General features: G+C 32.6%; 21 protein-coding genes and 1 other annotated feature. Of the genes, 19 read left to right on the top strand and 2 right to left on the bottom strand.

What is annotated here, in order from left to right:
• Positions 1-147 precede the first annotated feature (147 nt).
• The 7 genes from WBF61_RS08380 (at position 148) to dtd (ending at position 7980) form a co-directional block, all read left to right on the top strand.
• Positions 148-1878, top strand: coding sequence for a Na/Pi cotransporter family protein (locus WBF61_RS08380; RefSeq protein ID WP_424255594.1), 1731 nt, complete (start codon positions 148-150; stop codon positions 1876-1878).
• Between the two features lie 206 nt (positions 1879-2084).
• Positions 2085-2735, top strand: a complete 651-nt coding sequence (locus tag WBF61_RS08375) for a DNA-3-methyladenine glycosylase (RefSeq protein ID WP_424255592.1) — start codon at positions 2085-2087, stop codon at positions 2733-2735.
• A complete protein-coding gene (locus WBF61_RS08370) occupies positions 2732-3223 on the top strand; it encodes a DUF3013 family protein (protein WP_424255590.1) in 492 nt (163 codons plus the stop codon). The genes WBF61_RS08375 and WBF61_RS08370 overlap by 4 nt, the downstream gene beginning before the upstream one ends.
• Before the next feature lie 35 nt (positions 3224-3258).
• A complete protein-coding gene (prmA, locus tag WBF61_RS08365; protein ID WP_424255589.1) occupies positions 3259-4209 on the top strand; it encodes a 50S ribosomal protein L11 methyltransferase in 951 nt (316 codons plus the stop codon).
• 1 nt (position 4210) lies between these two features.
• Positions 4211-4975: a 16S rRNA (uracil(1498)-N(3))-methyltransferase gene (locus WBF61_RS08360; protein WP_424255588.1), complete on the top strand. Its 765-nt coding sequence runs from the start codon at positions 4211-4213 to the stop codon at positions 4973-4975.
• A 311-nt stretch (positions 4976-5286) separates the two neighbouring features.
• Positions 5287-7497: a RelA/SpoT family protein gene (locus WBF61_RS08355; protein ID WP_424255586.1), complete on the top strand. Its 2211-nt coding sequence runs from the start codon at positions 5287-5289 to the stop codon at positions 7495-7497.
• A gap of 36 nt (positions 7498-7533) precedes the next feature.
• A complete protein-coding gene (dtd, locus tag WBF61_RS08350; RefSeq protein ID WP_424255585.1) occupies positions 7534-7980 on the top strand; it encodes a D-aminoacyl-tRNA deacylase in 447 nt (148 codons plus the stop codon).
• A 50-nt stretch (positions 7981-8030) separates the two neighbouring features.
• On the opposite strand, the gene WBF61_RS08345 is transcribed toward dtd, so the two are convergent.
• Positions 8031-9353 (bottom strand): N-acetylmuramoyl-L-alanine amidase, encoded by a 1323-nt coding sequence (locus WBF61_RS08345; RefSeq protein ID WP_424255583.1) that lies wholly within the window; start codon positions 9351-9353, stop codon positions 8031-8033.
• Between the two features lie 198 nt (positions 9354-9551).
• Positions 9552-9758, top strand: a binding site (T-box leader).
• Positions 9759-9818: 60 nt separating this feature from the next.
• On the opposite strand from WBF61_RS08345, the gene hisS reads away from it, so the two are divergent.
• The 7 genes from hisS to WBF61_RS08310 all read left to right on the top strand — a co-directional run bounded on the left by hisS (position 9819) and on the right by WBF61_RS08310 (position 17549).
• Entirely contained in the window at positions 9819-11147 is a 1329-nt protein-coding gene (gene hisS, locus WBF61_RS08340) for a histidine--tRNA ligase (protein ID WP_424255581.1), read from the top strand.
• 18 nt (positions 11148-11165) lie between these two features.
• On the top strand, positions 11166-12935 hold the full coding sequence (gene aspS, locus WBF61_RS08335; RefSeq protein ID WP_424255580.1) for an aspartate--tRNA ligase: 1770 nt from the start codon (positions 11166-11168) through the stop codon (positions 12933-12935).
• Between the two features lie 118 nt (positions 12936-13053).
• On the top strand, positions 13054-14091 hold the full coding sequence (sppA, locus tag WBF61_RS08330; RefSeq protein ID WP_424255578.1) for a signal peptide peptidase SppA: 1038 nt from the start codon (positions 13054-13056) through the stop codon (positions 14089-14091).
• A gap of 1 nt (position 14092) precedes the next feature.
• Complete coding sequence (locus WBF61_RS08325; protein ID WP_424255577.1) at positions 14093-14857, top strand: RDD family protein; 765 nt, start codon at positions 14093-14095, stop codon at positions 14855-14857.
• An 84-nt stretch (positions 14858-14941) separates the two neighbouring features.
• A complete protein-coding gene (locus WBF61_RS08320; RefSeq protein WP_424255576.1) occupies positions 14942-15844 on the top strand; it encodes a deoxyribonuclease IV in 903 nt (300 codons plus the stop codon).
• A 258-nt stretch (positions 15845-16102) separates the two neighbouring features.
• Positions 16103-16669: a LemA family protein gene (locus tag WBF61_RS08315; protein WP_424255574.1), complete on the top strand. Its 567-nt coding sequence runs from the start codon at positions 16103-16105 to the stop codon at positions 16667-16669.
• A 49-nt stretch (positions 16670-16718) separates the two neighbouring features.
• Positions 16719-17549, top strand: coding sequence for a TPM domain-containing protein (locus tag WBF61_RS08310; protein ID WP_424255572.1), 831 nt, complete (start codon positions 16719-16721; stop codon positions 17547-17549).
• A 75-nt stretch (positions 17550-17624) separates the two neighbouring features.
• Here WBF61_RS08310 and WBF61_RS08305 read toward each other — a convergent pair whose 3' ends face one another.
• Entirely contained in the window at positions 17625-18470 is an 846-nt protein-coding gene (locus tag WBF61_RS08305; RefSeq protein WP_424255571.1) for a pyruvate, water dikinase regulatory protein, read from the bottom strand.
• A gap of 175 nt (positions 18471-18645) precedes the next feature.
• Here WBF61_RS08305 and WBF61_RS08300 point away from each other — a divergent pair, with 175 nt between their 5' ends.
• The 5 genes from WBF61_RS08300 to WBF61_RS08280 all read left to right on the top strand — a co-directional run bounded on the left by WBF61_RS08300 (position 18646) and on the right by WBF61_RS08280 (position 23272).
• Positions 18646-19074: a Fur family transcriptional regulator gene (locus WBF61_RS08300; protein WP_424255569.1), complete on the top strand. Its 429-nt coding sequence runs from the start codon at positions 18646-18648 to the stop codon at positions 19072-19074.
• A 200-nt stretch (positions 19075-19274) separates the two neighbouring features.
• On the top strand, positions 19275-19448 hold the full coding sequence (rpsU, locus tag WBF61_RS08295) for a 30S ribosomal protein S21 (protein ID WP_007725241.1): 174 nt from the start codon (positions 19275-19277) through the stop codon (positions 19446-19448).
• Positions 19449-19483: 35 nt separating this feature from the next.
• Positions 19484-19927 (top strand): GatB/YqeY domain-containing protein, encoded by a 444-nt coding sequence (locus WBF61_RS08290; RefSeq protein ID WP_424255568.1) that lies wholly within the window; start codon positions 19484-19486, stop codon positions 19925-19927.
• Positions 19928-20065: 138 nt separating this feature from the next.
• A complete protein-coding gene (locus WBF61_RS08285; RefSeq protein ID WP_424255566.1) occupies positions 20066-21037 on the top strand; it encodes a PhoH family protein in 972 nt (323 codons plus the stop codon).
• A gap of 39 nt (positions 21038-21076) precedes the next feature.
• Positions 21077-23272, top strand: coding sequence for an HD family phosphohydrolase (locus WBF61_RS08280; protein WP_424255564.1), 2196 nt, complete (start codon positions 21077-21079; stop codon positions 23270-23272).
• The last annotated feature ends 17 nt before the right edge of the window (positions 23273-23289 follow it).

Here is a 23289-nt window from a genome sequence, read left to right as displayed (position 1 = left end):
TTGTTTATAAAAAGTATGCTACATTAAAAAAGTTAAAAGAAAATAACTATTGATTAATGTAGAGTGTTTCTGGATAATAGAGAAGGAAGTTTAAGTGTAAGTTGAAAAACGCTTGTTAAGAGCTTCCATTTGAATGGAGGAAAAGTTTTGGATGTACAATTAATGGTGTTCCAATTTTTAGGTGGACTAGGGATTTTCTTATTTGGTATTCAGATTATGGGAGACGGATTGCAAAAGTCTGCAGGTGATAGCTTACGTGAATTACTAAATAGGTTTACTTCTACTCCCCTAAGAGCGGTTTTGACTGGGATATTAGTAACAATTTTAATACAAAGTAGTTCTGGTACGACAGTTTTAACCGTTGGTCTAGTAAGTACTGGTTTTATGACACTTCGTCAAGCAATTGGTGTTATTATGGGGGCCAACATAGGTACAACGATTACTGCATTTATAATTGGGATTAATGTAGGCGAATATGCTTTACCGATTTTAGGAATCGGTGCAATATTGCTCTTTTTCTTTAAAAAACAAGTAATCAATAATGCTGGACAAATTATGTTTGGTTTTGGTGCTTTATTTTATGGTCTAGAATTAATGGGTAGTGGAATGGCACCTTTAGAAGACTTACCAGCATTTACCGATTTAATGGTTAATTTATCTAATCATCCAATTGTAGCAGCTTTTACTGGTACAGGTATGACTCTTATTATGCAAAGTTCTAGCGCTACTGTTGGTATTCTACAAAAGCTTTACATGCAGGGAAGTGTCTCACTAGATGCTGTGTTGCCAATCTTATTTGGAGATAATATAGGAACAACGATTACAGCAATCTTAGCAACTATTGGAGCTAGTACAGCTGCAAAAAGAACAGCAGGTGCACATGTCCTTTTTAATGTTGTAGGAACAATAATATTCTTAATATTCCTTAACCCATTTACAAACCTAGTTGTGTTAATTAGTCAAACACTAGGTTTAAATCCAGCTTTACAGATAGCGTTTGCCCATGGACTGTTTAATATTGGGAACGTGTTAATCCAGTTTTGGTTTATAAACAACATCGCTAATTTAATGGAAAAAATTATTCCTGGGAAAGATTCAATTGTCGTGTACGATACGACAAATCTTGATACGAAAGTTATTCAAATTTCACCTAACTTGGCTTTAAATCAAGCAAAGCTAGAAATTAATCAAATGAGTAAATTTGCAATTGAAGAATTCCAACATTCATTTACCTATTTTCAGAGTCAAAAAGATAGTGATTTTGTTACGGTAGAAAATTTAGAAGAGGCTGTAAATAAAATTGATAGAAGACTGACTGAATACTTAATGGTTGTTTCTGCAGAAAAATTAACAGTCGCAGAATCTAATGAGTTAAGTTCTTTGATTGATATTATGAAATATTTAGAACGTATTGGAGATCATAGTGAGAATATCGCTAAAAATGTCAAAGAAGTTCTAAAAATTGAAAAGAAAAATAAAGCTAGAAACAAAGAAAAAGGCCGTACGAATAGTGATAAACCTTTACTTTATGACGAAGACGTTATTGAAATGTTTGAAATGGTAGAGTCTATCGTTAAAAATGCTGTTCTTGCATATGAAGAAGACGATAGTGATTTAGCTGAAAAAGTTATTAGTCAAGATCCACTAATTAACAAAATGGAAATTAAAATGCGCAAAAAATACATTGAATCAGTAAATAATGGCTCTGAAAGATCTGGTGATGGGATATTGTTTATTGATATCGTTTCAAGTTTAGAAAGAATCGGAGACCACTCCGTTAAAATTGCTAGACATGTAATCCATGCACAATCTTTTCACACTATTTCAGATACATTTGAAAAAACGAAAGAAAAATATTTTTCTTTTGAAAAAGATTAATATCGGTTAATCAGTATTCAACTAATAAGATTGAAGTGAAAAAAACAGCAAGAGCTAAAAACTTTTGCTGTTTTTTTTACTTTTTCCAGTGCTATTATTTCATAAAAAAATCAGTTGGAGTGTTAAGGTGTATTTACGGATAGGAACTATTTGTTGTATACTTGTGATGTAAGAGTACTTATTTTTAGGCAGGTGTTTACTCTAAAATGGATTTCTTATTTGATTCAAATATGACAACAGAAGAAATTGCTCAGAACTTATTAGGTTGTCTTTTAATTAAAGTAACTAAAGAAGGAACTTGTTCGGGATGGATCGTTGAAACTGAGGCATATCTCGGAGAACTAGATGAAGCGGCCCATAGTTATGCTATGAAACGGACACCAAGAATAGAATCAATGTATAAAGAAGCAGGTACAATCTATGTTTATTCCATGCATGCTCATCAATTATTAAATATAGTTGTACAAGAGTCAACTATCCCACATGCTATATTAATTCGTGCAATAGAACCTCATACTGGAATTGAACTGATGACTCAAAGAAGAAAAAAGGAAGGGTTATTATTAACAAATGGTCCAGGAAAATTAACAAAAGCAATGGGAATAGATAAAAAAGATGATGGAACTTTAATTAATAAAGAGTCTTTGTATTTATCTCAAATAGAAAGAAAAAAACCGAAAAAGATTGATAAAACTGCTCGAATTGGTATTCCTAATAAAGGAGTATGGACAGATGCTTTATTGCGGTATACCGTATCTGGAAATCCTTATATTTCTGTTAAAAAAGGGAAACTAGACAATGGCTTTGGGTGGGAATGTGTAAATAATACAATTATGAGAATCGAGGAAACAAAATGACAAAACAAGATATGATTGATTACTTAGATAGTTCTATGAGTGAAGCTAATTTAGAATTTGATTGGTCTATTGAATGGAAAAAAAGATTGAATGTAATTGAAGTAACTTTTACAATCTACGCAGAAACGGAGCCTGAATTAGTTATCCAAGATGTTGAGGGAACAGTAAACACAGAAAATATAATCCAGTTCGAAGACGCCATTTGTTTTTATGATCCAGAAAAATCAAAAATAATTCTAGATGATTATTTAGCGGTTTTCCCTTTTGATTTAAAAAAAGGCATTGAAAAAGGGTATATAGATGCTTTTATAAAGATGTTAAGGATAGTTGTAACAGAAGGCCAATCTGATTTACTTGATTTTGCAACTGACTCCACGATTGAAACATTTGAAATAGAATGGAATCAAGCTAACTTTAATCAGACTATTCAAACGTTTAAAGAAACCAATCGTTATAATATGGAAAAAGTACAATACCCTAAATTTTAAAAATGATAAGCTTAAAAAAGGAGACAATGATTACAATGAATTGGATTGAAGTGAGTGTACAAACCGCGACTGAAGCGGTCGATGCTGTTTCAAATATCTTAGTTGAAGCAGGTTCTGAAGGTGTCTCTATTGAAGATATCCAAGATTTTTTAAACGTCCCTGATGATGGGTTTGGACAAATATGGTCGTTAAATAGAGCTGACTTTTTAGAAGAAGGTGCACTTGTAAAAGCTTATTTTTCAGAGTCATTATTTTCTCCAGAAATTATTTCTACTATTAAAGAACAAATTCTAAATTTGGAATTAGTGGGTCTATCTATAAAACCGAATATTTTTACTATCTCTGAAGTAGCTGAAACTAACTGGGCTACAGCGTGGAAAGAGTACTATCATTCTCTTAAAATAACAAGATTTTTAACAATTGTTCCGAATTGGGAGGACTACCATCCACAACACTCAGATGAGCGAATTATAAGATTAGATCCAGGATTAGCTTTTGGTACGGGCACACACCCTACAACAATTTTATCTTTACAATCATTAGAAAATTATGTAAGAGGAAATGAACTAGTTTTAGATGTTGGGACTGGGTCTGGTGTATTAAGTATCGCAGCAAAAGCTCTGGGAGCTGGAGACGTTTTTGCATACGATTTAGATGACGTAGCTGTTAAATCAGCTTACGATAATATCAAGTTAAATGATTATGCATTGGATGTTAAAGTTGCTGCAAATAACTTATTGCAAGATATTAAAATGAATGCGGATATTGTGGTTGCTAATATTCTTGCTGAAATCATCTCACCTTTAATTCCGCAAGCTTGGTCTGTTTTGAAACCAGGAGGTTTATTTTTAACCTCAGGGATTATAGAAACAAAAAAAGATACGATTCTATTCGAATTGAAAGAACAGAATTTTGAAATTATTCAAATACTACAAATGAAAGATTGGGTTGCTGTTATTGCTAAGAAGCCTGAAGAGGACAATTGAGATGCAACGTTACTTTATTGTTGAGAAACTTAAAGATGATTATCAATCAACTGAAATTATATTGACGGGAGAACAACACCACCATATTGTTCGAGTTATGAGAATGGAGATTGGTGATCAAGTTTACCTAGTTTTTCCTGAACATAAAGCAATAATAGCAAAAATAAAGCATATAGAAAATGAATCTGTTACTTTAGTATGGGTTTCAGATGAAAACAGTCAAAAAGAATTGCCGATACAAGTATCTATTGCGAGCGGTTTGCCAAAAGGAGATAAGCTAGATTACATCATACAAAAAGGAACGGAATTAGGAGCTTCTTTTTTTATTCCTTTTCAAGCAAGTTATTCCATCACTAAATGGGATAAGAAAAAAAGCGAAAAGAAACTAGTTCGGCTAAAAAAGATAGCTCAAGAAGCAGCAGAACAATCACATAGAACAAGGATCCCTGAGGTAATGTCCGTTATTTCATTTAATGAATTGCTTAATTTATCTACCTCTTATGATGCGTGTATAGTAGCGTACGAAGAGAGTGCAAAAGAAGGAGAAAGTTTAAATTTTTCAAAAACACTGAACGAATTGCAACCGAATGATAGGGTATTACTGGTATTTGGACCTGAAGGTGGTTTAAGTCGTGAAGAAATCGAAAGGCTTACTGAATTTGGTATGAAGATTTGCTCATTAGGGCCGAGGATATTGAGAACTGAAACAGCCCCTTTGTATGCATTAGCTGCGATATCTTATCATTTTGAATTAAGTAAGAAATAGTAGGTTTTTTTATTAAGCAACTGAATTTAAAATCAAGAAAGTGTCGTTTTTACGGCACTTTTTAAATTTTTAAATAGAATAGCAAGTAGAAATATCAAAGAGACATAATTTTTGTACTATCATGCTTGTGAAGGCTAGTGAGCTCGTACAAGCATTGAACTAAACAAAATTTAACGGTATAATAACAGGAAGATATTAATACTGTAATACTTTTATAAGTATATTTGTTATTTTTTCAATGAAATTTTCTGTTGAAAGTAATAAGTAGATAGTATTAAAAAACAAATTTGATACTAAAAAGAGGTGACGATATGCCAAAAAATAAAATTTATACATCTCAAGAAGTTATAGCTTTAACTGTTGCTTATATGAATAGTAGTCACGTTGCATTTGTAAAAAAAGCATGTGATTTTGCGACAAAAGCCCATGAAGGCCAGTTAAGAAAATCTGGAGAAGCTTATATTATTCACCCTATTCAAGTTGCAGGCATATTAGCTGAACTTAAGATGGATCCAGTAACTGTTGCAACAGGTTTTTTACATGATGTAGTTGAAGATACGACTATTACATTTGAAGATATTTCTAATGAATTTACACCAGAAGTAGCTATGTTGGTTGACGGAGTAACTAAACTAGGGAAAATTGAGTTTAAATCACATGAAGAACAACAGGCAGAAAACCACCGAAAGATGTTATTAGCAATGGCAAAAGATTTACGTGTTATTATGGTCAAATTAGCTGATAGACTTCATAACTTGCGGACACTAAAGTATCATCGTCCAGATAAACAAAGACGAATTGCTAACGAGACTTTGGAAATTTATGCACCTCTAGCAGACCGATTAGGGATTAACAAAGTGAAATGGGAATTAGAGGATACTTCTTTACGCTATCTAAATCCACAACAATATTACCGGATTGTCCATTTAATGAATTCTAAAAGAGAAGAACGTGAGTCCTATATCTCAAATACAATTCAAATCATTCAAGATTCCGTTGATGAGTTGAGTATTAATGCTGATATTTATGGACGACCAAAACATATCTATTCAATTTATAGCAAAATGAAAGATCAGAAAAAACAATTTAATGAAATTTACGATTTATTAGCGATTCGTGTGATTGTTGATTCGATTAAAGATTGTTACGCTGTTTTGGGCGCTGTTCATACACGTTGGAAACCAATGCCTGGTAGATTTAAAGATTATATAGCAATGCCTAAGTCAAATATGTACCAATCTATTCATACTACTGTTATCGGTCCTAACGGTAGACCAGTAGAAGTTCAAATACGAACGGAAGAAATGCATCAGGTAGCTGAATACGGTGTTGCTGCGCATTGGGCATATAAAGAAGGCATTACTAAAAAAATGGAAAGTACGGATGTAGGAGAAAAAATATCTTGGTTCAGAGACATCCTAGAGCTTCAAAGTGAATCTAATGATGCCAGTGATTTTATGGAAAGTGTTAAAGGGGATATCCTCAAGGACAAAGTTTATGTTTTTACTCCCAAAGGCGATGTAAGTGAATTACCCTCAGGAGCTGGACCGTTAGATTTTGCTTATCATATCCATACTGAGATAGGGAACAAAACTATTGGGGCTAAAGTAAATGGTAAAATAGTTCCTTTAAATTATAAATTGAAAACAGGCGATATTATTGAAATTTTAACTTCACCAAACTCATCTGGTCCAAGCAGAGATTGGATAAGTGTTGTTTCAACGAGTAAAGCAAAAAATAAAATTAAACGTTTCTTTAAGTTACAAGATCGCGAGGAAAACATCATTAAAGGTCGAGAATTGCTTGAAAAACAACTTCAAGAATTACAATTTCTACCTAAAGATTTTTTAACAAAACAAAATATAAAGATACTATCAGATCGTTTTAATTTTACTACAGAAGAAGACTTGTATGCTGCTATAGGCTTCGGTGAAATTACGGCATTATCTGTAGCGAACCGATTGACTGAAAAAGAAAGACGAGCAAGAGAAACTGAAAAGAAAGCTCTAGAAATTGATACGATTGAAGTAAAAACTAAAAAAGAAACAGATAAAATTAAAGTTCGTCATGAAGGCGGAATTGTTATTCAAGGTGTGGATAATTTATTAGTTAGAATTAGTCGTTGTTGTAGTCCTGTCCCTGGCGATCCAATAGTTGGTTATATTACTAAAGGAAGAGGAGTATCCATTCATAGAGCTGATTGTCCTAATGTAAAAGCCGCAAAAGATGCCGAGAATCGTTTAATTGATGTAGAATGGGAAGATACTTCATCTCAAGGTCAAGAATATGATGCAGATCTTCAAATCGAAGGGTATAATCGCTCTGGATTGCTTAATGAGGTCCTGCAAGTTGTTAATGGTATGACACGCAATTTAAATAATGTTAGTGGTAAAGTAGATAATAATAGGATGGCTACTATTACTTTAACTGTAGGAATCCCCAATTTAAATCATTTAGAAAGAATTATAGACAAAATAAAAATGATTCCAGATGTTTATAACGTTCATAGAATATCATCTTAACTAAGGGTGTTTATTAAGATAGAAACGAGGTTTGTTTTGAAAGTTATTATTCAAAGAAGTAAAAAAGCAGAAGTAAAAATTGAAAATGAGATAATTGCTAGTATTGAGTATGGTCTAGTATTATTAGTGGGAATTGAATCAGCTGATACGAAAGAAGACGTTGATTATCTAGTAAGGAAAATAACTGCTTTACGTATATTTTCAGATGAATCAGATAAAATGAATTTATCAGTTGAAGATGTAAAAGGGGATATTTTATCAGTCTCTCAATTTACATTACATGCAGATACAAAAAAAGGAAATCGTCCAAGTTTTATTCAAGCGGCAAAGCCGGAAATAGCTATTCCTTTATACGAATCCTTCAATGAAGGGTTAAGAAGGAATAATATACGCGTTGCAAATGGTGTTTTTGGTGCAGATATGCAAGTATCATTAGTAAATGATGGACCGGTTACAATTATACTAGATAGTAAAAACAAATAAAAATACCTGTATCCATTTTTTTAAAAGAAAATGGATACAGGTATTTTTTATTAAGAAGAAAAATAATTATTTAATGCTTGATAGATACTTTCAACTGCGAATGCTTGATAGGAATCTGTATAAATAGTGGCTTGATCCACTGTATTGTTTAGATAACCCAATTCCAGTAAAACGGATGGTCTAGTGTTTTCGCGTAACACATAATAATCGCCGAAGCGTGTGCCATTATTTGGCAAAGGATTATTTATTTGCAGTTGTTTATTGATTGTTTCAGCTAAATTTTTATCATTTTCATGGTAATAGTAAGTTGTTGTCCCGCTAATTTCATTCGGTATTTCCGTTGAATCATAATGAATACTAATAAAGGCATCAGCAGAAGCTTGATTACTAATGTAAGCACGATCATTTAAACTAACGAAATCATCAGAGTTTCGAGTAAGAATAACATTAACTCCTGCTTGTTTAAGTCTACTAGACAAAGCCATTGCTGTTTTTAAAGTCGCTTGTTTTTCGTTATAACTAGAAGCAGGAGCTCCTGGATCTTCTCCACCATGCCCAGCATCTATTACAATAGTAGCTTCAGAGAGAGATGAGATATTGGCTGAAGGTGCAGCAGTTTGATTTCCTGATAAATCAACTACCCAGTTAGCAACATATCCTGTTTGTCCTTTACTGTTTTTAATTTTATACCATTCTCCTTCAGTACTTATATAAGTAAGATTATCTCCTTTAGAAGCCTTAAAAAGAACGGATTCATTAACGGAAGGACCACTTCGGATATTCGTACCTTCAGATCTTACTGTTAAAATTTCAATAGAAGTATCTTCATTTGTTTTAGGTGAATATACTATTGGAATAATTGATTTTTTCTCTGCAGTTATTTCAATTAAATCAGAACTAACCCAAGCAACTTGTCCATTATATTGTATCTGAGTCCAATTATTTTGTTGAAAAAGGACAGTTAGTTCAGTTCCTTTAGTCGCTTTTCCTAAGATAGTAGCGTCTAAGTTGCCTTCACTTCTAATATTGGCAGATTCTGCTGAAATAGTACCTAGTTTATTAGAAGCAGCACTAAATTCTGTATTTCCAATCAACCAACTAGCAACCCAACCGATTTGATCATTACTTAATCGGATTTTATACCACTCGTTTTCTTCTTTTATAATATTAATTTTTTCACCACCAACAACTTGTGTCATGATGTCATAGGATAAACCAGGACCGGTACGTATGTTTACAACACTTGCATCAACTTTAATAGTGTTCTGGTTAGCAAGGACAAGTGTTGAAAAGGTTGTTATACTAATAAACAAAATAATGGCTAGAAAAACAATTAAATTTCTTGGTTGCTTTAATTTATTAAATTTTTTCATTCAATCCCTCACTACCTTCATATTGCAAATAAGTGCAAACGTTTAATTTGTATTTAACTTGATTATAGCAATTAAACTACCTGTTATGCAATGAAATACTAAATCATTTTGGGAATAAATCATTATTAATCATAAGAATCTAGTTTTACGAACTTGACAAGTACTTTTCTTTCTTGTAATGTAACACTAGAAGAATATAGATACCTGTTGAAAGAAAAAGTAAGCTTTTTAATGCGCAAAAAGAAAGAATCATCTTGGCTGAAAATGGTTCCCGTTATGAGACTGAATGACATTCTGAAGGGTTAATAGTGAAAAGCTATTACGTTACGAGCGTTAATCGTTGAGGAGAGCTTGAGCTCTCAAAAAAAGGTGGTACCACGAGAAAAAATTAAACTCGTCCTTATTCTTTCATAGAATAAGGGCTTTTTTTATTTTTATTTATTTAAACTAAGGAGTGTTCAAACGATGCAAATTCAAAGACCTAAAGGAACGGCTGATCTATTACCAACTAGTTCATTAAAGTGGCAATATATAGAAGAAACAGCAAAAATAATCTTAGGAGATTACCAGTTTAGCGAAATAAGGACTCCTATTTTTGAAAGTTACGATTTATTTTCACGTGGTGTAGGAGAAACAAGTGATATTGTTTCAAAAGAGATGTATGATTTTTATGATAAGGGCAAACGTCATATGTCACTTCGACCAGAAGGAACAGCCCCTGTTGTTCGCGCATTTGTTGAAAATAAATTGTTTGGACCAGAGTTTGCAAAACCTTACAAAGTTTATTATATGGGACCTATGTTCCGTTATGAACGCCCTCAAGGCGGTCGTATGAGACAATTTCATCAATTAGGTGTTGAAGTTTTTGGTAGTATGAATCCAGCAATTGATGTCGAAACAATGGCTTTAGCAATGGATTTATTTAATGAACTAGGGTTGCAACATTTTTCTTTAGTTATTAACTCGCTTGGAGATATAGAAAGTAGAAAAGCATATAGAGAAGCTTTAATTGCTTATCTTGAACCTCATTTTGCTGAACTTAGTGAAGATTCTCAAATCAGACTGTATAAAAATCCTTTACGAGTGTTAGATAGTAAAAATAAAAAAGATCAAGAAATTGTAAAGAATGCTCCATCTATTCTAGACTATTTAAACGAAGAGTCTAAAAATCACTTTAATGCAGTTAAAGAGATGTTGGATGTATTAGATATTCCTTACCAAATTGATAGCAATATGGTAAGAGGGTTAGATTATTACAATCACACTATTTTTGAGATAATGAGTGATGCTCCGGGATTTGGTGCTATTACAACGATTTGTGCGGGTGGCCGTTATGATGGACTTGTAGAAGAAATCGGCGGACCTGCTACTCCTGGATTTGGGTTTGCTTTAGGCTTAGAACGTTTAATCTTAACATTAGAGGCTGAAGAAATTGAGATACCGAATACGCATGAAGTTGATGTTTATGTTGTTGGATTAGGAGAATCAACAAAGATAGAAACGTTAAAATTAGTACAAACTATTCGTCAAGCAGGTTTCTCTGCAGATAGAGACTATTATGACCGAAAAGCAAAAGCGCAATTTAAAACTGCTTCTAAGTTGAATGCTAAAGTAGTTTTAACTATTGGAGAAGAAGAATTAACTAATGGCGAAGTTAATTTTAAAGTGATGAAAAATAATACTGAATCAAGTGTTAAGTTAAAGGAAATTTATAAAGATTTCGAAAAAGTGTTCAATTTGAATACAACTGACATGACTGCATTTAATGATTTCTTTAAAAAAGAAAATAAATAATACTAGGAGTTGAATAAAATGGCAGAGCGCACAGAATATTGTGGAAGAATTTCGAAAGACCTATTGGGCCATACAGTAACTCTTAAAGGTTGGGTTCAAAAAAGACGAGATTTAGGGGATTTAATATTTATTGATTTACGAGATCGTGAAGGAATTATCCAAGTTGTTTTTAATCCTATTTTTTCTAAAGAAGCATTGGCAATTGCCGAGAATGTCCGAAATGAGTACGTACTAGAAATAAAAGGAAAAGTAGTAGCACGTAATGAAAATGTTATCAATAGAAACATACCTACCGGAGAATTAGAAGTCGAAGTTGAAGAAATAAAGGTTTTAAATGAGTCTAAAACAACGCCTTTTTATATTGAAGATGGCGTAGCTGTTTCAGATGATAAAAGATTAGAATACCGGTATTTAGACTTACGCCGTCCAGAGATGACTAAGAATTTTATGTTAAGACATAAAATGACAAAGTCAGTTCGTAATTATTTGGATAATAATGAATTTATTGATATAGAAACCCCTTATTTAACGAAATCAACACCTGAAGGTGCTCGTGATTATTTAGTTCCTTCTCGTGTTCACCCTGGTCATTTTTATGCCTTACCACAATCTCCACAATTATTTAAACAGTTATTAATGGGTGCTGGATTTGATCGTTATTATCAAATTGTCCGTTGTTTCAGAGACGAGGATTTACGTGGTGATCGTCAACCAGAATTTACTCAAATTGATATAGAAACTAGTTTTTTGAAAGCAGAAGATATTCAAAAGTTTACTGAAGAAATGTTAGTCAAAGTTATGAAAGATACAAAAAATATCGAAATACCTAGACCTTTCCCACAAATGGCTTACGCTGAGGCAATCAATCGTTTTGGTAGTGATAAGCCAGATATCCGTTTTGGTTTAGAACTTGTCCAAATTAGTGATTTAGTTCAAGATTCTGAGTTTAAAGTATTTAGTGGAGCTGTATCTAATGGTGGAGAAGTTAAAGCAATAAATATTAAAGGATCAGCCGATAAATTTTCTAGGAAAGATATTGATGCTTTAGGAGAATTTGTCTCTATTTATGGAGCTAAAGGTTTAGCTTGGTTAAAAGTAGAAAAAGATGAATTAAAAGGACCTATTGCTAAGTTCTTTAAAGATAACTCTCAAGATTTAATCAATCGTTTAGAAGCAGAACCTGGAGATTTGTTAGTGTTCGTTGCGGATAAAAAGTCGGTAGTAGCCGATTCGCTAGGTGCGTTACGGTCTAAATTAGCAAAAGAATTAGATTTGATTGATAAGTCCGTATTTGAATTTCTTTGGATTGTTGATTGGCCGCTACTTGAATATGATGAAGAAGCTAAACGATACAGTGCTGCTCATCATCCTTTCACAATGCCAAGAGAAGAAGATATTGATTTATTAGAAACTTCACCAGAAAAAGTTCAAGCTCAGGCTTATGATATTGTTCTAAATGGCTATGAGTTAGGTGGTGGTTCATTGAGAATTCATTCTCGTGAAGTACAAGAGAAGATGTTTTCTGCTTTAGGTTTTACAAAAGAAGAAGCACATGCTCAATTCGGTTTCTTGTTGGAAGCATTAGAATACGGATTTCCACCTCATGGAGGAATAGCATTGGGATTAGATCGTTTTGCGATGTTATTAGCAGGTGAAGAAAATATTCGCGAAGTTATCGCATTCCCTAAAAATGGTAGAGCTGTTGATCCATTGACAAAAGCTCCAAGTTTGGTAAGTAATGCGCAATTAACCGATTTATCTATCAAAACAATTAAAATAGAAGAGTAAAAGTCTAACGCAAAATTAGTTTATTAATAAGCATTAAGAAGCTTTATAAGGAAGTTCTTAATGCTTTTTTTTATCAAAAAGATTCTTGAAGAAGTTATAATTTAAAGGAGGAAAAATAATGACAACGAAAAGGTGGACAGCTATTTCTATAGCAATAGGACTTTTTATACTTTCTTTTATTATTAGTGATTTAACTTTAAAAGTTAATCCTACTGGGAAATCAGATAGTACACTAATGGAAACAGCGAATACATTGTTGGGACAACAAGAATTGGGTGAAACTATTGTATCTAAAGGAAGTCAAAGTGAACGTATAGTACTAATAAATGTCGATGGCGCAATTTTAGCAAACCAATCTTCTAGTTTATTAGATACAACTGGTTACAATCATACATTTTTTATGGAACAGTTAGAAGCAATAAAAAATGACGATTCTGTTAAAGGGATATTGTTATCGATAAACTCTCCTGGAGGAGGTACATATGAAAGTGCACAAATAAAAGATAAAATAGATGAGCTACAAAAAACTACTGAAATTCCATTATACGTTTCTATGGGGAATGTTGCAGCTAGTGGGGGCTACTACATCGCAGCATCTGCAGATAAAATTTTTGCTTCTAATGAAACGTTAACAGGTTCTATTGGTGTAATCATGAGTAATTTAAACTTAAGTGAACTATATAAAAAAATAGGTATTGAAGATACAACTATAAAAAGCGGACAGTACAAAGATATAGGCTCTACAAGTAAAAAAATGACAAAAGAAGACCAGCTTATTTTACAAAATTTAGTTGATGACTCGTATAATCGTTTTGTTACTGTTGTAGCAGAAGGTAGAAATAAGGATATTAAAGAAGTTAAAGAGTTAGCTGATGGAAGGATTTATGACGGAGCTCAAGCGAAAAAAGTCGGATTGGTTGATCAAATAGGTTACCAAGAAGAGGCATTAGAAGCATTAAAAAAAGACAATCAAATTGAAGATGCAGAAGTTTTTCAGTATTCAACTGGATCATTGACCTTTAAGTCTTTTATAAATTCAAAAGTAAGTCAGTTTAAATCTCAAAAAAACACATCAGAAAAAGTAATAATAGAAGTAGCAAAAGAACTTAGCGATGCTAAATCTCCAAGAATGATGTACTTATATGGAGGTGAATAGAATGGATAAACTCTCTAAAGCAACTGGAAAAAGTATAACAAAAGAATTGGATTTAGGTGAATTAAAACAATTTTTGGTGAAGGAAGAAGAAGATATTAGACAAAAAAAACGGTTAACTCAATTTAATAAAGAAAATGAAAAAGAAGCTGAAAAACTAGATAATGAAGAAGATAAAAAAGCAAAAGTAGAAAAGTCAATGAAAATTCGTACTCCTGAAGAATTAAGAAAGGAACGGAGATTGTATTGGCAAGAACAACAAAAGAAGCAACAATTAGAAAAAACGCCGTTTAATTTTTATCCTGCTTATTTTTACGGAGGTTTCTGGTTTAGATTATTTGCGTATCTCATTGATCTATTAGTTATTGGAAGCCTGAATCGGTTGATTATCTATTCTTATTTCACGCTAACTAATACAGAAACTAGCACAGAATTCTTTTCTTTATTTTCGATTAGCCAGTTAATTGTATTTTTATTGTATTTTATTCTAATGACAAAACTAACTAATGGACAAACAATAGGGAAAATGATTTTTGGACTTAGAGTTGTTTGTTTTAAAGAAGAAAAATTAAGCTGGGTAACCGTTATAGTAAGGGAAGGTTTTGGAAGGTTTATTTTAAAAACAATAAATATTTTATATCTATCTATTATTTTTACAAAAAGAAATCAGCACATCATTGATTTGCTTACTGATACTTCAGTTATTTCAGAAAAAACAGTTCATGCAATTGAGTGGTATAAATCTGAACATTCTATGAGTTTATATTAAACAATCTTTTTTTAAATTTGTTCTTTTGAGTAAACTGTCTTACAATGTAAAGGAGTTTAAAGAGAAGATAGGAGATTAGATATTATGGTATTGTTAGGATCGCATGTGTCGATGAGCGGGAAAAAAATGTTGCTTGGTTCGGCAGAAGATGCAGCGAGTTATAATTCAAGTACTTTTATGATATATACTGGAGCACCACAAAATACAAGAAGAAAAGCGATAGAGGACATGAACATTGAAGCCGGAACAGCCTTTATGAAAGAGCACGGTTTATCCGATATAGTTGTTCATGCTCCTTATATTATTAATTTAGGCAATACTTTAAAACCTGAAAATTTTTCTTTTGGTATTGAGTTTCTTAAAGCAGAAATAATACGAGCCGAAGCACTAGGTGCAAGGCAGATAACAATGCATCCGGGAGCTCATGTTGGTGAAGGGGCCTCAGCAGCGATTAAACAAATTATTAAAGGATTAAACGAAGTACTACACAAAGATCAACTAGCACAAATTGCATTAGAAACAATGGCAGGAAAAGGAACAGAAGTAGGTCGTACGTTTGAGGAGTTAGCTGAGATTATTTCCGGAGTAACAATGAATGACAAATTGTCAGTGACAATGGATACTTGTCACATCAATGATGCAGGATACAACGTAAAAAACGATTTTGATGGTGTCTTGCAAGAGTTTGATGAAATTATTGGATTAGAAAGATTAAAAGTCATTCATGTCAATGACTCTAAAAATCCTCAAGGTAGCCATAAAGATCGGCATGCTAATATTGGTTTTGGAACAATTGGATTTGATGCATTAAATGCAGTAGTACATCACCCGAAACTACAATCATTGCCAAAAATTTTAGAAACTCCCTTTGTTGGAGAGGATAAAAAGAATAAACTGGCTCCTTATGGTCATGAAATTAAGATGTTAAAATCTCAAACGTTTAATCCTAATTTGTTAGAGGATATACTAAATCAAAAAGAATGTTAATAAAATAACTAAGATAAAATGAATTTGATCCAAAAATATTAAATTTCTAATTTTTTTGGTTCTTTTCATTTTTTTAGTAGTTAATTTGTGGCATAATTGATTTGAAGGAAAAACAATGAGGTTTAGTAAAATGATAAGAAATATAAAATTTTCCTACTAAAGTCTCATTTATTTTTTTACTTTTTCAAGTATGATTAAGAGGAGTTAAAATTAACATAGGATATAAACTAATCTATTTAAGAAAGAGGGAGTTTAAAAATGAAAAAAGGAATGAAAATAGCTATTGGTGTTGTAATAGCGCTGTTACTATTAGTGGTACCTTTTATTAGTTCATATAATGGGTTGATACAAGAAGAAAGCAATGTTGATGTTGCATGGTCTCAAGTTGAGTCACAATTGCAAAGAAGGAATGATCTGATTCCAAATCTAGTTAATTCAGTTAAAGGAGCAATGGAACAAGAGAAAGCTGTGTTTGGAGATATTGCTGATGCACGAGCAAAATTAAGTGGAGCTGGTTCTGTTGAGGAAAAAATTGATGCGAACAACGAAATTTCTTCAGCTTTATCACGTTTATTAGTTGTCGTTGAGAATTATCCTGACTTAAAATCGAATCAAAATGTTACTGCTTTAATGGATGAATTGGCTGGAACAGAAAATCGAGTAGCTGTCGAAAGACAACGCTACAATGAGTCCGTTCAAGGCTATAATAATAAAGTTAAACGTTTCCCAGGTTCTATAATAGCTAGTATTACTGGTTTTGAAGAGAAGCCTTACTTTAAAGCTGTAGAGGGTGCTGAAACTGCTCCAGAAGTAAATTTTGAGTAGGTTAAAATATTTCATTAAGTCAAATTGTTTATTTAAAGGAGGAAAATATGTGAAAACAGACAAGAGAAGTAAGAAAATAATTTACTTTCTAGTCGCATTCAGTTTAACTTTTCTTTACTTTAATCCATTAAAAACAGTAGCGGTTTCTAATTTACCAGAACCCACTAAAAATTTTTATGTTTCTGATGAAGCTAACATGTTGTCACCAGACACTGAGAAATTTATAATTGATGTAAATAAGCATTATGAAGAAACTGAAGAAAAACCACAACTTGTCGTAGCAACGATTGATACTCTTGATGGCGATACTATAGAAGATTATAGTGAGAAGCTATTCCAAAAATGGGGTATTGGTGGTAGTGAACTGGACAATGGAGTTTTGATTTTGATGAGTAAGCAAGAACGTGAAATTCGGTTCGAGGTGGGTTATGGATTAGAAGGAGCGTTAACGGATAGTGGTACTGGAGCTATCTTAGACCGGAACATAGATGATTTAAAAAACAATAATTTCGATAAGGCTTTAAAAAATATTTTTACAGAAACTTCGGTTAAGGTAAATAAAGAATATAATTTTGATAATGATGTCATATTTTCAGGTTATAATGTAGACGAAACAGCCTATGAAGATGAAAGTGACGGTGGTATATCTACTGTCTTTATTATTTTAATTATTTTTTTCCTTGTAAGTAGTTTCTTTTCGGGCGGCAGTGGTGGCGGTCGAGGTGGACGTCGTTCAAACATACTGCCATTCCTAATTGGTATGTCTGCTGGTGGACGTGGCGGACGTGGCGGCGGATTTGGTGGTGGCGGATTCGGCGGTGGCGGTGGATTTGGCGGCGGCGGAAGCTCTGGCGGCGGCGGTTCTAGTCGTGGATTCTAGTAAGAAAACCCAAAAAAAGAGAGATAATAAAAAAATTATCTCTCTTTTTTTTCGATTTATATTTTTTTTCGTTAATTAGAATGTTCTCTTTTTTGAATCTAATTGTAGTGTATTAACAATAATAGCTGCAGTTTCTTCAATTGATTTAGTTGCTACATTTATAACTAAACAATTTAATTCATCATATAACTTTTTAGCAAAAGCTAGTTCTTCATCAATACGATCAATTTTTGAATAGCCTGTTTCTGGATTTAATCCATAAGCAATCATTCGCTCACGTCGGATAGAATTTAGTACACGTCGGTCATTTGTTAAGCCAACTATTTTTTTGGGGTTCACTTTCCAAAGAGTATCTGGAATATGAGCCTCAGGTACTAAAGGTAGATTTGCAACTTTGTAGTTTTGATTAGCTAAGAACATACTCAATGGTGTTTTAGAAGTGCGAGATATTCCCAATAATACGATATCAGCTTCTAGAAAACCTTTCGGATCTCGTCCATCATCATATTTCACTGCAAATTCGATTGCACTTATGCGGTCAAAGTAATTATCATTTAATTGATGCAATATCCCTGGTTCTTCTAAAGGTTTAGTATTTGTACGTTGCTCGATTTCTTTAACAACAGGATTTAATACATCAAAACAGAATAAATCATTATTTTGACAATAATCAACAATTAAACTAGATAATGTTGGTGAAATTAAAGTGTGAATAACTAATGCATTATCTTTTTTAGCTTTTTCTAGAATCGAATAAAGAGTGTCCTCTCCTCTTATGAAAGGGTAAGCAGACACATTAGCATCTACTCCAGGGAATTGCGACATTGCTGCTTGCCCTAATGTGTTAGCTGTTCCGCCAACAGAATCTGAAATAATATAAAGGTTAATTTTTTTTTGCTTTTCCAATACGTTATCCCTCATTTCTTATAGAAACTCTCAATAAAATACAATTTAAGTAGTTAGTAACGATTATAACTGATTTGAGTAAATAAAAGAAGTAAGTTACAAACAAACAATAAAAACAGGCTGTTTGCCTAATAGAATAGAAATGAGTTATACTGATTTGTAGTTACGATCCAAGGGAGATGTTTAGAAAATGACAGCAGTTGAAAAAGCCATTAAAATTTTAAAAAAAAATGGTTATAAGTACACGGATAAACGCGAACAAATGTTATCCATTTTCGTCAATGAAGATCGCTACTTGCCAGCTAAAGAAGTGCATTTGATGCTAAAAAAAAATTATCCAACTATCAGCTACGATACTATCTATCGTAATTTATATACTTTTGTTGACTTAGGTGTATTAGAAGAAACAGAATTAAATGGAGAAAAAATGTTTCGTTTTGGATGCATGCACCAAGGACATCATCATCATTTTATCTGCACGAATTGCGGAATGACTAAAAATATTGAAATGTGTCCAATGAATTTTTTTGAAGAACAGCTTATTGGATGTGAAATTGAGTCACATCGTTTTGAAATATTCGGTAAATGCAAAGAATGTTCCGCTAAAAATAATCTTTAAATAAATTTTAATAAAAATAGTGTCTAAATAAAGCGTTTTAAAGATGTTTTTTCATTTTTTTAAAGAAAAATCAAATACTTTGTTGACGTAAAAAAATACATTCGATATAATAAGGAAGGACGGTTCTTAGTTTGTACGATAATAATGGTGTACAAACAAATGACGGTTACTTTTAAAAGCACGGAGGGAGGGAATTTACTATGTCAAAAACAGTTATTAAGAAAAATGAATCTCTTGATGATGCTCTTCGTCGCTTCAAACGCTCCGTTTCCAAAACTGGTACTTTGCAAGAAGCCCGTAAACGCGAATTCTACGAAAAACCAAGTGTGAAACGTAAGAAGAAATCTGAGGCGGCTAGAAAACGTAAGTTCTAATCAGATAACGCATAGGAATTGAGGGTGAGAAAGTCTTGTCACTTCTAACAACCATAAACGATGATATCAAAACTGCTATGAAAGCTAAAGATAAAAACACTTTAGCTGTTTTACGCATGCTAAAAGCAGCGTTTCAAAACGAAAAAATTAAGACAGGTAATGAATTAAGTGAGGATGAAGAATTAACACTTCTTTCTCGCGAAATGAAACAAAGACGTGAATCTCTAGTTGAGTTTGAAAAAGCTAATAGAGAAGATTTGGTTGAGCAAACAAATAATGCAATCAAACTCGTTGGAAAATATTTGCCTCAACAACTTTCTGAAGAAGAATTGCAAGTGATTATATCAAAAGCTATTTCTGAAGTAAATGCTACGTCAATGAAAGATTTTGGTAAAGTTATGGGTGTTATTATGCCGATAACAAAAGGCAAAGCTGATGGAAATACAATTAATCGCCTAGTTAAAGAGCAATTGAACTAAATACTAGTAAAAAAGTAAAAGATTATTCTTTTGCTTTTTTATTTTACATATAAATTAATATCTTACTTGTGGTAAAATGATAATGTATTTACTAATTTTATTAAAGATTAAACTAGTATCAAAAGGGGTGTTGACTATTTGTCTAATAAATCAGAGGAAACTTATAACTTTGAATTAAATGAAACAGAAGATTTACATGCTTTGTTTGGAGTTCAGGATAAAAATTTAAAGTTAATTGAAGATACGATGGATGTAACAATAAGTAGTCGAGGAAATAAAATAGAGGTTTTTAGTAAAGAGTCTCTAGGTCATACGGTTGAAAACATAGTAGCAAAATTACAAGAGTTAATAAATAAAGGCATTTCTATTAGCGACCCTGATATTATAACGGCTACTAAGATGGCGAAAGATGGTACCTTAGATTATTTTTTAAGTATGTATGATAAAGAAATCGGTAAAAATTTTGAAGGAAGTCCCATACGTGCAAAAAATTTCGGGCAACGCAACTATGTTAAATCAATTACAGAACATGCAGTTACTTTTGGTATTGGCCCTGCTGGGACAGGTAAAACTTATTTAGCTGTTGTTATGGCTATTAATGCTTTGAAGAACGGGGAAGTAAAAAAAATTATTTTAACTCGACCGGCTGTAGAAGCGGGAGAACATTTAGGGTTTTTACCAGGAGATTTAAAAGAAAAAGTAGATCCTTACTTAAGACCTATTTATGATGCTCTATATAATCTTTTTGGCTTAGAGCATACAAATCGTTTGATGGAACGTGGAGTAATTGAGATTGCACCTCTTGCTTATATGCGTGGGCGTACATTAGAAGATGCTTTCGTAATTTTAGATGAAGCTCAAAATACGACTGTTTCACAAATGAAGATGTTTCTAACGCGTCTGGGATTTGGATCACAAATGGTAATAAATGGAGACATTACTCAAATTGATCTTCCTAGAGGAACGACTAGCGGTTTAATTCATGCTGAAAAAATTTTGTTTCAAGTTAAGAATATACATTTTGTTTATTTTGATTCTAAAGATGTTGTAAGGCACCCAGTTGTTGCGAGTATTATAGAAGCATATGATGAAAAAAAGAAACTTGATTAATCATTAAGGTATGATTGGTTTCAGTTAGGATGTGAATAAATGCGAGAACGTTTGATAGCTATGCAAAATAAAATGGGAAAGATGTATGTCCCTGTCGTGTTATTCCTTTTTTCTACTGTTCTTTTTTTAATTATGTTCAGTAGTGTAGAACCAAAAGTATTAGATATCAAACTTTACCAAGTTGCAGATGAAACGATTCGTGCACAGTCCACTGTTGAAAACACTGAGAAAACGATTGAGAATCGACAAATAGCAGCTGATAATGTTGCTCCAGTTTATTCTTATAATGCTGACCTGAATAGTATCCAAACTGAAAAAATACATGTTTTGTTTGCGACAATTAGAGAAACAAATAAGTTAGCTGAAGAACAATACCAAAAAAAAGTAAAAGAGGAAAAAGATAAGGCTGAATCTAATAAAAAAACAGATAGCGAAACACCTGCTGTTAATACAAAAAGACTAACACCGAATGAAAAGATGACTATTTTTAACGCTAGTTTAATAAATAACGATGAAGAAACAAGAGAATTTATTTCTTCATTGCCAGAGTGGTCAATATTAGAACTACTCGGAGCAACTGAAGGAATAGTCAACCAGATTGAAAAAGCAACAACCCAAACTCTTTCGGAGGTCATGTCAACATCTATCAGAGTTGATGAGTTACCAAGAAAAAAACTAGAAGCAACTGATAGTCTTGATTATTGGGCATTTACAGCTGACCAGCAAAGGATAGCAAGTTTAATCTTGGACAATTCACTAGTAGAGAATAATGTGTACAATAAACAAGAAACAGAAGAACAGCGTGAGAGTGCAAGGAATTCTGTTCAACCAGCCTTAATTTTGCAAGGTCAAGTGATTGTGCAAGAGGGTCATGTTATTGATAATAATGTTATGAAACAAATTGAATTGCTCGGTCTATTAGATAATAAATCCTCTTATCATCTGTATTACAGTTTATTTCTAATTTTGCTAGCACAATCAATTGTTTTACTTTATTTTGGGGAAAATAAAAAAAAATCTGTATTACAAAAAGGTCAAGAATTAACTTTGTATGCCTTAGTTACAATTAGTGCATTATTAATTTTGAAATCGTTGTCGCTAATACAACAATCTGGTTTATCGAATATCAGCTTATTGTTTCCAGCTGCATTAGCGCCAATCTTATTAACTACCTTTACAACTAAGCGGTATGGAATAATTTCAAATTGTTTTTTAGTCGCCTTTTCATTGTTTTTATTTAGAGGGAACTCAGGGGCTAGCAGTACAATTATTTTAACGTTATTTTATTTATTTAGTGGTATGATAGGGACGATGATAACCAAAAGAAGAATTTTTGATCAGTTTTTTAATACACTTATATGGATATCATTAGTTAATTTATTGTTTATCAGCTCTTTTATTTTCTATTTAAATTTACCATATTTCTCTAAGGACTCTTTATTCATTATCTTATTTTCTTTAGGTAGTGGCTTACTTTCTTATTTTTTAGCTGTTTTATTAGCACCGTACATTGAACTTATTTTTACGGAGAATGCTATTTTGACCTTAATGAAGCTAGAGAACCCTGCTAATCCTTTGCTAAAAGAACTTGTTACTAAAACTCCGGGGACATACCATCATAGTTTAATGGTCGCCAATCTTAGTGCTAATGCCGTAGGAGCGATTGGTGGAGATTCGTTATTTGCGAGAGTTGCTAGTTATTACCATGATGTTGGTAAACTTAGGCATTCTCTTTTCTTCGTAGAAAATTTATCTTCAGGTATGGAAAATCCTCATAATTTGTTAACGCCGTTTGAAAGTAGAGATATCATTTTTGGACATGTTAGTGAAGGTGTAAAGATGTTACAAGAAGCTAGAATGCCACAATCAATTATAGATATCTGTGCCCAACATCATGGAACGACATTAATGAAATTCTTTTATGTAAAAGCTAAGGAATTAGATGAAACGGTTCAAGAATCTGAGTTTAGGTATCCTGGTCCTAAACCACAAACAAAAGAAGCGGCCGTGATAAATATAGCTGACAGTGCAGAAGCGGCAGTAAGATCAATGCCAAATCCTACTAAAGAAACAATAGAAAAATTTGTTCATCAGCTGATTAACAATAGAATGACTGATGGACAGTTTGATGAATGTACAATATCAATCAAGGAACTAAAACTAGTAGAGAAATCAATTTCAGAAGGACTAATAGGCACATTTCATTCGAGAATTGAATACCCTAGTTTGAAATAAAAAGATATCCCGAAAAA

The organism is Carnobacterium sp., assembly GCF_049673005.1.
Taxonomy (GTDB): Bacteria; Bacillota; Bacilli; order Lactobacillales; family Carnobacteriaceae; genus Carnobacterium_A.
This window is presented reverse-complemented; position numbering and strand designations above follow the sequence as displayed.